7 protein-coding genes and 1 pseudogene are annotated in these 13,441 nt (G+C 44.2%); 4 read left to right on the top strand and 4 right to left on the bottom strand.

Going from position 1 to position 13,441, the window contains the following annotated elements; all coding sequences use genetic code 11:
• The first annotated feature begins 28 nt into the window (after nucleotides 1-28).
• On the top strand, nucleotides 29-2,701 hold the full coding sequence (gene alaS, locus ZMOB_RS02345; protein WP_014500522.1) for an alanine--tRNA ligase: 2,673 nt from the start codon (nucleotides 29-31) through the stop codon (nucleotides 2,699-2,701).
• Nucleotides 2,702-2,777: 76 nt separating this feature from the next.
• On the opposite strand, the gene ZMOB_RS02340 is transcribed toward alaS, so the two are convergent.
• On the bottom strand, nucleotides 2,778-4,556 hold the full coding sequence (locus tag ZMOB_RS02340) for a cation:proton antiporter domain-containing protein (protein ID WP_011240714.1): 1,779 nt from the start codon (nucleotides 4,554-4,556) through the stop codon (nucleotides 2,778-2,780).
• Between the two features lie 702 nt (nucleotides 4,557-5,258).
• On the opposite strand from ZMOB_RS02340, the gene ZMOB_RS02335 reads away from it, so the two are divergent.
• Complete coding sequence (locus tag ZMOB_RS02335) at nucleotides 5,259-7,139, top strand: carbohydrate porin (protein WP_014500521.1); 1,881 nt, start codon at nucleotides 5,259-5,261, stop codon at nucleotides 7,137-7,139.
• 286 nt (nucleotides 7,140-7,425) lie between these two features.
• Here ZMOB_RS02335 and ZMOB_RS02330 read toward each other — a convergent pair whose 3' ends face one another.
• Nucleotides 7,426-8,853, bottom strand: coding sequence for a glycosyltransferase family protein (locus ZMOB_RS02330; protein ID WP_252507300.1), 1,428 nt, complete (start codon nucleotides 8,851-8,853; stop codon nucleotides 7,426-7,428).
• A 78-nt stretch (nucleotides 8,854-8,931) separates the two neighbouring features.
• Between ZMOB_RS02330 and ZMOB_RS10550 the strand changes: the two are divergent.
• Nucleotides 8,932-9,710, top strand: a pseudogene (locus ZMOB_RS10550) (IS5 family transposase).
• Between the two features lie 950 nt (nucleotides 9,711-10,660).
• The gene (locus tag ZMOB_RS02315) at nucleotides 10,661-11,707 is read left to right on the top strand and encodes a sigma-54 interaction domain-containing protein (protein ID WP_252507299.1); all 1,047 of its coding nucleotides are present in this window, start codon (nucleotides 10,661-10,663) and stop codon (nucleotides 11,705-11,707) included.
• Between the two features lie 39 nt (nucleotides 11,708-11,746).
• Here ZMOB_RS02315 and pdxH read toward each other — a convergent pair whose 3' ends face one another.
• A complete protein-coding gene (pdxH, locus tag ZMOB_RS02310) occupies nucleotides 11,747-12,325 on the bottom strand; it encodes a pyridoxamine 5'-phosphate oxidase (RefSeq protein WP_011240718.1) in 579 nt (192 codons plus the stop codon).
• Between the two features lie 65 nt (nucleotides 12,326-12,390).
• Nucleotides 12,391-13,419: a tRNA preQ1(34) S-adenosylmethionine ribosyltransferase-isomerase QueA gene (queA, locus tag ZMOB_RS02305; RefSeq protein WP_014500518.1), complete on the bottom strand. Its 1,029-nt coding sequence runs from the start codon at nucleotides 13,417-13,419 to the stop codon at nucleotides 12,391-12,393.
• Nucleotides 13,420-13,441: the final 22 nt, after the last annotated feature.

The following is a 13,441-nucleotide window of genomic DNA, read 5'->3' as shown; positions in this document are numbered from 1 at the left end:
TCCGGTCAGCAGTGTTGGGGGCCTCATTATGATAACAACGAATGAAATCCGCCGTTCTTTTCTCGAATATTTCGAAAAGAATGGCCATCGGATAGTACCATCGGCACCCTTGGTGCCTCAAAATGATCCGACGTTGATGTTTGTTAATGCGGGGATGGTGCCTTTCAAAAATACGTTTACCGGTCTTGAAAGTCGTCCCTATAAAACCGCAACATCGTCACAAAAATGTGTCCGTGCTGGTGGTAAACATAACGATCTTGATAATGTCGGTTATACTGCCCGCCATCATACCTTTTTTGAAATGTTGGGTAACTTCTCTTTCGGTGATTATTTCAAAGAACGCGTCATCGAACTGGCATGGGGTTTGATCACCAAAGAATGGGGTCTTGATCCAGAACGCCTTTGTGTGACCGTTTATCATACCGATGAAGAAGCCTTTAACCTATGGCGCAAAATTGCCGGATTACCTGAAGACAGAATTATTAAAATTGCGACTTCTGATAATTTCTGGTCAATGGGTGATACGGGACCTTGTGGCCCTTGTTCTGAAATATTCTATGACCATGGCCCCGAAATTCCGGGTGGCCCTCCGGGATCGCCGGATGAAGATGGTGATCGCTTTGTCGAAATCTGGAATCTCGTCTTCATGCAATATGAACAGGTCAATGCCGAGACCCGTTTGAATTTGCCGAGACCCTCCATTGATACTGGTATGGGATTGGAGCGCATTGCGTCTGTCTTGCAAGGCGTTCATGACAATTATGATACCGATACCTTTAAGGCCTTGATTGCGGCATCTGGTGAGTTAACTCATACGGCGACAGATGGTCAATTTAAGGCTTCCCATCGGGTTATTGCCGATCATTTGCGAGCGGCTGGTTTCTTGGTTGCTGATGGTGTTTTACCGGCCAATGAAGGTCGTGGGTATGTTCTGCGTCGTATTATGCGTCGCGCTATGCGCCATGCCCATTTGATCGGTGCAAAAGAGCCTTTGATGTATCGGCTTGTACCAGCGCTTCTTTCTGAAATGGGTATGGCTTACCCTGAATTGGTCAGAGCTAAGGCTTTGATTGAAGAAACGTTGCGCTTGGAAGAAACGCGTTTCCGTCAGACTTTGGCTAATGGTCTGAAAATTTTGGAAGATGAAACTCAACATCTGAAAAGTGGTGACACTTTACCCGGTGAGGTCGCTTTTAGACTCTATGACACCTATGGTTTCCCCTATGATCTGACAGCTGATGCTTTGCGGGCGCGGAATCTGACCGTCGATCAGGCTGGTTTTGATGCAGCCATGGCCGAACAGCGGAAAGCCGCGCGGGCTGCATGGAAAGGGTCAGGCGAAAAAGCATCGGATGAAATCTGGTTCGATATTGCTGACCAGTTGGGTGGCACTGAATTTACCGGATATACCGCTGAAAAGGGTAGTGGCCAGATCATTGCCTTGATTAAAGATGGCAAGCGAGTTGAAACGGCTAAACAGGGCGATGACATCACCATCATCACCAATCAGACGCCTTTTTATGGTGAAAGTGGCGGTCAAAAAGGTGATATTGGTGTTATCATCGGTAATAATGATCTGAAAATGACGGTTACTGATACTCAAAAACCGTTAGGTCGTATTCATGCCCATATCGCTAAAATCGAAAAGGGCGAGATTAAGATTGGTGATGACATCCAGTTGCAAGTTGATATCAATCATCGCAACCGTTTGCGTGCCAATCATTCGGCAACCCATTTGTTGCACGCCGCTTTGCGGGATCAGTTAGGACAGCATGTTTCCCAGAAGGGAAGTATGGTTTCTGCTGAACGTTTGCGCTTTGACTTTTCTCATCAGAAGGCTTTGACCGATCAGGAATTGGCCGCGATTGAAGCCGAAGTTAATCAGCAGATTTTGAATAATTCTGTTGTGACGACGCGACTGATGACGCCAGAATCCGCTGTTGAAGCCGGAGCGATGGCCTTGTTTGGTGAAAAATACGGCAATGAAGTCCGTGTTTTATCCATGGGATCATGCCTTAACGACCAGAATGAGGAAAGCTCTTGGTCTGTTGAGCTTTGTGGTGGCACCCATGTATCGGCTTTGGGGCAAATTGGGTTATTCCATATTGTCAGTGAAACCGCCGTTTCTTCGGGTATCCGTCGTATTGAAGCCGTTACAGGCGAAGAAGCTAGATTGTGGTTGGTCGGTCGTGATCGTCTGTTACGAGAAACCGCTTCTATTTTGAAAGCCGTGCCGGAAGAAGTTCCAACACGGACGGCTGCCATCCTTGACGAGCGCCGTAAATCTGAACGCGCTCTGGCCGATGCTCAGAAAGCTTTGGCTTTGGCTAATGCCAATGGCGGGCAGGGCGGTAATAATGCCGCCCCCGAAAAAGTCGGTGCGTATCAGTTTATCGGTCAGGTCATCGAAGGGCTTGATCCTAAAGCTCTGCGTGGTTTGATTGATGAAAATAAGAAGATCATTGAATCTGGCGTGATTGCCCTCATCACGGTTAATGAAGGGCGTGCTTCTGTTGCCATTGGGGTAAGCGATAGTCTGAAAGACAAGATAAGCGCTGTTGATCTTGTTCGGAAGGCTGTTGAAACCTTGGGTGGTAAAGGCGGCGGTGGTCGCCCTGATATGGCTCAAGGCGGTGGCCCCAATGGGAATGAGGCCGCCCAGGCTTTGGAAGCGGTGAAAGCCCTTTTAGAAAAAGCCTAAGACGCGTTTCATTGATGAAAAAAAAAGCCCTGAATTTTTCAGGGCTTTTTTTATGAATAAGTGATTTTTAAAAAGATTATGCTTCAGGCATAATGCTAGGCGTATGCCTGATCGCTTGCATATTGCCTTCCTCGGCCGCTTTCAGGACATTTTCACGCATCGAAGCGCGTTTGTCATGAATAGCTGCAACCGCATGACCGGTTGAAACTCCAAGAGAAATCAAGGTTGCTTCTGCTAAGCGCAAAGAGCTTTCGAGCGTTTCAGCCACGATATCGGTCGCACCCGCTCTAAAAAGCTGTGCTGCATGACGGGAATCGCTGGCACGGGCAATGATCGTTAAATCGGGATAGATAGTATGCAGTCGATGCACCACATTGACCATAGAAACAGGGTCGTTAATGGCAAGCACCACGGCATTGATCTTGTTCCCTAATTGCTGGATGAATACCGGATTGCTGATATCACCAAAAGTAGCGTGATAGCCGTCCCTTTTAGCATTGATAACCAGATCAATATCGGAATCGATCGCAAGATAGGGTTTCTTTTCTGACGTCAGCACATCCGCAATGACTTTCCCAACGCGCCCGATACCTGCAACAATGGTATGATTTTCGATATCTTCGATCGGTTCCTCATTGGAGGGTAAAGTCAAATTATGTTCGCGTAAGGTGAGCTTGAGCGAGACTTTGTGACCAATTTTCGCAAGAAGAGGTGTAATCGTTAAACCGATCGCGGTAACAATTTCCCAAAAAGCAGCCGTCGATGGCATGATAAGCTGTGCTTGTCTGGCCGTTGCTAAAATAACCAAGGTTGTTTCAGATGGCGCCGACATCAGCAAACCAGATTCAACCGCTGTAGCTAGTCGGACATGGCTCAAGCGCAAGAGTGTGCTGGTTACCAGCGTTTTCACAAGAACAACGCCAGCAACGCCTAGAGCCAAGGCCTGCCAATTCGCCATGATAAGCCGAAGATCGAGGCTCATCCCGACGGTGAGCAAAAACACACCGAGTGCCAGTCGTTGGAAAGGCAGAATGACCATCTCGACTTCGACATGATAATCGGTTTCAGCAATCAAAAGACCTGCAGTTAAAGCCCCAACGATCGGCGACAGCCCCATAGCGCTGGTGGCAACAGACGCCAGAATAACGACCAATAGGCTGATAGACAGGAAAACTTCAGCACTTTTGGTTCTAGCAGCCTGTGCGAAAAGCGTAGGAAGTGCAAAACGTCCCAAAACCAGAATGGCAATAACGGTGGCACCACCTTGCCAAATGGTTGCGATCAATCCGTCCCAGCGATTATCTTGCCCATAAGGTGCCATGGCACCCAAGGCAAAGATGATCGGCACCAGAGCAAGATCTTCAAAAAGAAGAATAGCGAAAGCGTTTTTCCCGACTGGTCCCGTTGTTCCTACTAGAGGCAGCACCAAAGCGGTTGACGATACGCTGAGAGCCAGTCCCATCCCGATGGCACCCGCCCAATTTTCGCCCAAAGCGTAGAGGCCCGCCCCAATGAGGAAGCCACATCCCAAGAGCTTTCCAGTTCCCAGACCAAAGACAGCCTGACGCATTGCCCATAGACGTTTAAAAGATAATTCAATGCCGATAGAAAAAAGCATCAGGACGATACCGAAATCTGCAAAAGGCTCGATACCGTCAGGATCGGAAATAGTGATATGTTTTAACCATGGATATTCGGTGACAAGCGAGCCCAAGGCTTTGGGGCCTAGAACGGCACCGGCCAGAATGAAACCGATAACAGGGGATATTCGAAAGCGAGCAAAGGCCGGAATAATCAGCCCCGCTGCCCCCAAAATAACAAGGGAATCACTAAAAAGAGAAGAATTCATATGCATGGGGCTGCATTATCCATAAATGAAGAGCTGTGCCTTGTTTTTTATTAAATCAAAGAGCCATTTTTGCAATAAAAATTACAAAAATACATGAGCGTATTATTATAGAACAGAATAAATAATATTCAATTTACAGAGACTTAACATCGGGATGGTTTTTGAAAATCGGATAAATCTATTTTTTATTATAAAATAATTTTATCTCCGATGAGTATTTTAATAAAAATCGATAACCCTCTAAAAATGCTTATCCGGTTATTCGCCTTTTGATGCAAAAATACCATGTAATAAGGTTATTATCGGTTATCTTTATAAAATAAGGTTGGGTGGCAGAGGATAAGGCGTTAAATATTTTTAAACAAGATTGCCTTATATAAAACAGCTAGAGAAATAGCTGACAAATGCTTTTTAGTCGGATACAGAGCCATTTAATTCCAATGGCTAAAAGAGCAGGGCTTTGGTATAGGGGAATGGAGGGTAAAAGTCGTCTTGTTTCAAACCTTTTCTAACGGACTATTTTTAGTGTCTTATGCTTGTGAAACGACCGTTTTTCGGCCAGAGAAGAACACTGAAAATCTGGCATAGATGATTCTGTAAAAGTGGTTTTGTTGTATCAAAGACCACATTAGAACAGGTCTCTTAAATATATTATAATATTATAAAATAAAAATATAAAAATATAAAAATCCTTACGGAGAGGATAAAATGAAAAATAATTTTAAGATTGCGAAAGTGGCGCAGTGGGTCTTGGCCTTGTCCATTGCCACAACCTCTGCTGAAGCCTGGGCTGATCCTTTGGGCAACTGGCTTGCCAAAGTGAATAATCATCACAAACAGAAAGAGAGCGCCAGCGAGCAATCAGTCGAACAAGACGATCGAACTGATACCGATAACACGGTTAATACTTCACCTGTTGCTAATCAGCCACAGGCACAAACATCACAGACTGTTTCGCAACCTTCTGCCGTTACGCCTTACCAGTCTGTCAATAACAGGGAAAGCCAGGCGGCATCGCAGATACCAGCAGCAGACGCTACCGATAATGATGTCCGAATGTCAGATAACGACAATAATGACGCGAGTGGTCGTTCTGTTGATGCGCCTCAAATGGCAGAAGTTTCCCATCAGCATGTTTCTCCTGCACCATTTCCTTATGCTTCTTTGACGGTTGGTAGCAGCGAGTTACAGCCGGAAACGGATCCGCGCCTTCCTGTCAGCAAGGGCGGTGTTGTCGAAGAGAATGTTGAAAATAAAGGTTTGGTTGACAGTATCGTTCAGTCAACGCGCGGTCGTCACAACGCTTTTGCCTGGATTGGTGTTGGCGATAACAGCGTAATGTTAGCCCGCGACCCGAAAGACCGCGGTATGTTCGGCACATGGTTAGGGATTAAACCATGGTTGCGTGACAAGGGTATTGATATCCAATCCTCTATGGGCGGTGTTGAAACGGCCTTTAACGCGCGGGGTGGTGATCGTCACGCTCTTAGAACGGCTTATCAATGGTTGGTGCAGGCCAGTTTTGACATGGAACGTTTGGGCGTCGTCAAAGGTGGTAAATTCAACTTTATGATGACCAAGCGTGGTGGTGGTCAGATTGAAGCTGCTATCAATTCAACGACCTTGACTGAAATGCAGGAAGTTTACGGTCGTGGTAATATTTGGCGCTTGATCGAAGGTTCTTATGAACAGCAAATCGGTCGGTTTAACATTAAGGTTGGTCGTTTAACCGAAAACAACGAATTCGGTATGGCAATGACCGGATGTTCCTTCATGAGCTTGGGCTTCTGCGGTAACCAAGCCGGTAACCTTGTGGGTGACTATTGGTATAACTGGCCAGTTTCAAACTGGGCAGGCCGCGTGACCTATCAGGTGTCAAAAGAAGTCACCATCGGTGCCGGTGTTTTTGACGTTAATCGCAAAAACATCCAAGGTAAGGTTCTCCACGAAAACTTCTACATGGATAACCCGTTCCATCCTGAAGCCGGTTTGTATATCGGTGAAGTTAAATGGGCTCCGAAATTCGGTAGAGAAAATAACCTCGAAGGTTTGTTCAAATTTGACGGTTGGTATACTGACGATAAGTCTTACAATTTGCGTTATTATCAAGATGTTGCGACTAAAGCAGGATATTCTTCACAGGGGCCTGAAGTCCGTGGACGTTATGGTGCCTATGTAACAGCTGAACAGCAAGTTTTACGCTTTGATAACCATCGCCAGCTGACGGTTGCTTTCCGTGCTTTGAAAAATGATGGTCGCACCAATAAATCAACGGCTGAAGTTTCTGCTTATGCCATTCTGTTCGGCGTTTCCAAAGAGCGTCCTGATGACTGGGTTGGTATCGGCTCAGGCACGACTTGGTTGAGTAACGCCTTCTTGAAGAGTCCGGCTTTGTCAGCGCAGAACCGCCATCAGGAATATTATTCAGAACTGTTCTATAATATTCAGCTTTCTCCGGCGGTCTTCCTGCGTCCGAATATTCAATATGTTGTCCATCCGGGCGGCTATTATGCTCGTGGCCCTGTGCCTTACAACTATAATTCTAAAAATATTATTTTGCTCGGCCTTAAGAGCGGTTGGGTATTCTAATACTATAACGCCTATCCGGTTATCGAATGACATGCCTTTTTCGATAACCGGATAATAATGTCAACGCATGAAAAGAATCTGCCATTTATCATAAGGCAGAAATGATTAACCTCCTGCACATCAATAAAATGATTATTTTTATTGTCTTTAGTTCATTATTCTAAAATGAAGAGTGCGAACGGAGCGATTATCACCTTCGTGATGTGTCTATTTTTCTGTCGATAAAATTAAAATTTATTTGCTATCGGCTTTATTAAAGAAAATACAGGCTAATATTGAGATCACTCTATTGGTCGATATTCTTTAAAACCTTGTTAATTTCAAAATTATCAGCGGTTTCTTTTTTAAAACAAGAGGATGGCCGGAAGAAAAGACAAATATCTTCAGTCTTTTCGCCATTTTTCTGTGGATAACAGCTCACCTGACGATATTCTTTTGGTAAATTTTTACCTGAAGAAGAGGCGCTGATAATGGCATTAGAAGCTGAAAAAAGCGATGGTGATAAGGCAATAGGATCAGGATAGCGCGTGCTATACATGTTGGACGGTAACAGGCTGTAAATGGGAATGGGACGATGAAGCAGGCTATATCCGCCACTTTCCCAATAATCGATCTGATATAAGGTAAGGCCACATAAATTAGAGAGGCTTCGTGCTTTCATCTCAGCCTGTAAGACCCCACGATATTGATACCAGTGAGAAATATTTCCCGTAGAGCAGAGAAAAGAGCAAGCTCCCCATGTCGTAAAAGCGGCTATCTGGGCTAACTTTTTATGCAAAGGCGTAAAGTTGACAGTAGCTTTCTCTATCAGAATGGCACTGCCAATAGCCGCGAGGATTATAAAAATACCGCTGCTTAAAAAGATGAAGCGATATTCTTTATGGGAGACAAGCATGTGAAAAATAAGATTGACTAAAGCTGTTCCGAATAAAGCAGGATAGCGGTAGGCTGCGACTAAAATGGGAATAGGCAGGATCAAGGAAAGCCATTTCCAATTTGTCCAAATATCAAAAAAATAGCTATATATCGGAGCGGTGCCGTAATCCTCTGCACGGTGAAAGATCAAATTTTGTTGTATGTTTTTAAACAACCATAAAAGAGGATATTCGCCTATAAAGATATCCGATAGCGAACTAATAAAAACAGCCCCTAATCCACCAAGGATAAAATAACCCCACTGCCTAACATTTATTCTTAATGTAAAGAGCGTAATGAAAAGAATAGAAGGGATATATTGGAACCTTAATAAGGCTGATAATCCCATTAAAAATCCAGAGAGTATCAGGCTGCTCTTCTTTTTTTCTTCTGCAATTAAATAATAGGCAGCGGGCATAAAAGCCGCGAAAGAGAGTGACTCACTAAGCGGATGCGCAGCGAAAAGAACGATTTCATACCATGTCGCGGCAACAAACATGGCAAGACAGCCGGTAAAGAAGGAATGTAATCGCCCTAATTTATAGGCGCTCCAGATAACACCCAATGATAAAAGAGCCGTGATCGCATGGGGTAAAACCCAATATAAAAAACTTTGTGTGTTCATGATATCTCCCATTTTCATAGCGGCTGCCAATAAAACGGGGACAAGGCCACCTCGCATCCCGTAGCGATATTCCCAAGGGATGACCGAATAGCCGAAGGTAAGGCGGTGCGCCTGTTCCAAATACTGGAAAATTTCGTCTGGATGATAATAGCCGATGGGAAAGATGGCCGTCATTCTTAGGTTCTGTTGACAAAGGGTATAATTTAAGATTTTTAGAGATAACTTGAGAACAAGTTTTGTAGGGTAGATAGGATGCGAGGAGATCTGACGGACGCGGAGTGGGAGATAATACAGGGTCTTCTTCCAAGCGAACGAGGCCGCTGCGCGCGTCCCGCCAAAAGTAATCGGTTATTTCTCAATGGTATGCTTTATGTGCTTCGAACAGGCTGCCCGTGGCGAGATATGCATGAACGTTATGGGAAATGGAATTCGATCTATGTTCGGTTTCGTAGGTGGGCAGAACAGGGTGTGTGGGACGCTCTTCTTGAAACTCTCGTTGACCTTGGCCTGACAGATGACTGGCAACATATGATAGATAGTACGATTATTCGCGCCCACAGCCAAGCGGCTGGCGCAAAAGGGGGACGTATAAGGAAGGCTTTGGTCGCAGTCGCGGAGGCTTTACGAGCAAGATCCACGCCCGTTCCGATGGTCAAGGCCGCCCTCTAGCTTTCGCACTAACCGGTGGTGAGGTCTCTGATTATTCTGGCGCTGATAGCTTGATAGATATCCCTGTCACAACACCCCACTGTTTTCTCGCTGATAAAGGATATGATAGCGATAGGTTACGCGAAAAACTGCTTTTTCGAGGCATTCTTCCTGTTATCCCGCCTCGTTCCAATCGAAAAAAGCCTATTCCTTATAATCTCCAGCACTACAAAGATCGTAATCGTATTGAGCGGATGTTTAATAAGCTAAAGCAGTTCAGGCGCATTGCCACACGCTATGACAAAACCAGAAAATCTTTTCTCGCCTTCCTTCATCTCGCGGCCGTAAAATTGTGGTTACCTTCCTTTGTCAACAAAACCTAGACACAAAGCCAAAAGCGTAATCAGAAGCACAGTAAGATGAGATGCTTGTATTGATTTCAAGGAAAAAGAGGCGGCAGATTTATCTTTATTTGCCATTATTTTTCCATTTCCAGCCAGAATTTAATAATTTGGATTTAGGACAACTATATCGACATAATAAACAGATATTTAACTTGTTAGATGAACAAGATATTTAAAAGCATCATCTATTCAAAAAGAAATTGATAACATTTATACCGTCTTATATTCCTTAAAAACAAAATCAAATCATAATTGATTTTTATTATATTGTCGAAATGAGATGATCTTTGGACTTAAATTTCTTTTTATAAAAAATCATTCCTTTATGTTTAAAAAATGCAAATTGATTTTAAAATATAATTTTTAATTTTATTTTAAACTATTAAAGATATATATAATTTTTCTATACTTGTCAGTACGTTACATCCTGCTATAATCCATAATGGTTGTAATATTAAGTCAAAGAGCAAAATTTATTTGCCGAGTTGCATATTGCCCTATGGAACTGATGATCTGGTCAGTTCTTTTTAAAAGGGAGGTATGAGTAACATTCTAAATATGGCGTTTTACATTCTTTATGAAAGTAAAATATAATTATATCGAATGTAAAATGTTTTGGAAATTGTTTATTCAATATTTCCATATTTCTGATTAAAGTATTTATTTAAAAACAAAACAATTAAGTATAGATATTGTCTTCAATGTATGTTTTTTACAGTGGGGCGCTGTAAATAATATTTGGCCTTTTTTGTAAAAAATAAATGATAAAAACAATAAAGGCTAATAAAACTAGGGTATGGCTTTGAGAAATGAACAACTATATTATATTTTTTAAAAGTATTAATTTTTAACGTATTATGGCTTCAATTTCTTCGTTCAGGAGTGCTTCTGTCGTAGAAAATACAGCGCTTATCGGCGAAAGCCCCGCTATGCGTGAAATACGGTATCTGATTCAGCAGGTTGCCCCTACCTCTGCATCAGTATTGATTACCGGCCCATCTGGGAGCGGTAAAGAGATGGTTGCATCTTCTATTCACGCATCAAGCCCGCGTTCACAAGGAAGATTCATTCCTGTTAATTGTGGCGCAATTCCGCGCGACTTGTTGGAATCAGAGTTGTTTGGCCATGAAAAAGGCGCTTTTACGGGTGCTGTTGGCCAGACTTGTGGACGATTTGAAGAGGCTGATGGCGGTACGCTTTTTCTTGACGAAATTGGCGACATGCCTTTCGATATGCAGGTTAAACTGCTTCGGGTTTTAGAGGATAATATTATTACCCGCGTGGGTGGGCGGCAGCCTATCCATGTTGATACCCGTATTATATCGGCGACCCATCGCGACATCCATAATGCGATTGAGCATAAAGCCTTTCGGGAAGATTTATTCTACCGTTTGGCCGTCTTTCCTATTCACTTGCCTTCATTGGCCGATCGTTCTGATGATGTTCCGTTATTGGCAGAATATTTTTGTGACCGTTTGCCGGAAAGTCGGAAATTTTGCTTTTCTTCGGATTCCTTGCATTATCTGTCCCAATATAGCTGGCCGGGGAATATTCGTGAATTGCGTAATCTGATCGAGCGCACCTCTATATTATATCCCGATCAAAAAGTTGGGGTGGAGCAGACCCAAAAATTATTAAATCTGGCGGTTTCGAGCCAACCGGCCGAGCGCGATGCTTTGTGGAATTTAAGCAGCCCGTCATCGGAAATATCATCAGATCGTGATTTGTCTTTAGCTGATGATATTTTGGAGGATGATCCCGATAATGAAAGCGAAAATCTGGCGTTATTTGCAGATTTTCCTATACCCGGCGATGCTGTGAAATTGAAGGAATTGGTAACGGAATTGGAGTGCCGTTATATTACGGCGGCTTTAAATTCTGCCAATAATATCGTTTCTGATGCTGCCCGTCTTTTAGGATTGCACCGGACAACGCTTATCGAAAAGATGAATAAATATAAGATAAGCCGTTCTTGATCCGGCAGGCCTTTTTCAAGAAACCTGCCGGATATCCGGTTAGGGGTATAAAAATTCGCTCTGCCAGCGGCCATCATTCAGGGTAAATAATTCGCGTTCATGTAATCTGAACTCGCGATCATTCCAGAATTCCATACGGATGGGGCTTACTCGAAACCCCGTCCAGTAAGGAGGACGCGGCACATCTTTGCCTTCATAGCGGGCTTCGATATCGGCAATCCGTTTTTCGAAAACATCACGTGCCGGTAATGGGCGAGATTGTTCGGATGCCCATGCACCAAGCTGTGATTTGCGTGCGCGCGTTGCAAAATAGGCATCGGCTTCTTCATCAGAAATCAGCGTGGCAGCCCCTTCAATGCGAACCTGACGGCGCAATTTCTTCCAATGGAAGAGCAGGGTTGCTACCGGATTTTCTAAAAGCTCGTGGCCTTTCCGGCTGCCCAAATTCGTGAAAAAGACAAAACCGTCTTTGGTATGTCCTTTTAACAGCATCATTCGCACACAGGGGAAAGCCTGCTTGCTGGCTGTTGCGAGTGCCATCGCCGTTGGATCATCGGTTTCGGCTTTTTTAGCCTCATCCATCCATTCGTCGAACATTTTATGAGGATCTTGAGTCATAATGCTGGTCTAACGCTATCAGTCTGTCAAGAAAAGCGGGTTATCCAATATTTCTATCACTGTTATTATTTCGGTAAAAGAAGGCTGGAATCTCCGTAGGAATAGAAACGGTAGCCAGTATCAATCGCATGTTGATAGGCAGCCAGCATCTTTTCCCGCCCCATTAAAGCCGAGACCAGCATAAATAAGGTCGATTTCGGCAAGTGAAAATTCGTCATTAGACCGTCAATGACCTGAAAACGGTAGCCTGGAGTGATGAAAATATCGGTTTCATCGGAAAAAGGATGAACCAGACCCATTTCATCGGCAGCACTTTCGATCAGGCGAAGGCTGGTTGTACCTGTGGCGATAACACGACCGCCTTGTTTTTTGGTTTCGTTGATGGCGTTCGCTGTTTCAGCCGAGATTTGTCCCCATTCGCTGTGCATAACATGGTCATCGCTGTCCTCTACCTTCATAGGTAAAAAGGTACCAGCGCCGACATGGAGTGTTACTTTTGTATGTTTGACGCCTTTTTCTTCTAATCGCTGTAAGAGCTCTTCTGTAAAATGAAGAGAAGCGGTGGGCGCCGCGACAGCGCCTTCTTTTTCTGCGAAGATAGTTTGGTAATCTTGCCTGTCTTGTTGGTCCGCCGGTCGTTTATGGGCGATATAAGGGGGAAGGGGCATATTGCCTGCCCGTTCCAAAAGTATTTCAACTGGCTCGTTACCAAGAAATTCAAAAAGAACCGAGCCATCATCATTGCGATGAACAACCCGAGCAGAGACATCTTGGCCGAAATCGACGATATCATCGCTTTTCAGCCTTTTGGCATTACGGACGAAAGCCTGCCATTGGCGAAGGCCTTCGCGTTTAATCATATTGGCGCTGATACGTGCCTGATTTTTTTTGCCTTCAAGATAGGCCGGAATAACACGGGTATCGTTGAAGATTAACAGATCGCCTTCTTGTAAAAGATTCGGTAAATCCGCGACATGGTAGTCATCCATCCCTTGGGATGTAACCTGCAACAAACGAGCGGATTCCCGTGGAACAGCGGGTCTTAACGCAATAGATTCAGTTGGTAGCTCAAAGTCGAAAAGATCAACCCGCATAGAAAGACGTTCCTGTTTTAAA

Source organism: Zymomonas mobilis subsp. mobilis ATCC 10988 (assembly GCF_000175255.2).
Lineage (GTDB): Bacteria > Pseudomonadota > Alphaproteobacteria > Sphingomonadales > Sphingomonadaceae > Zymomonas > Zymomonas mobilis.
The sequence above is the reverse complement of the archived record's forward strand: the minus strand, read 5'-3'. Positions and strand labels throughout refer to the sequence as shown.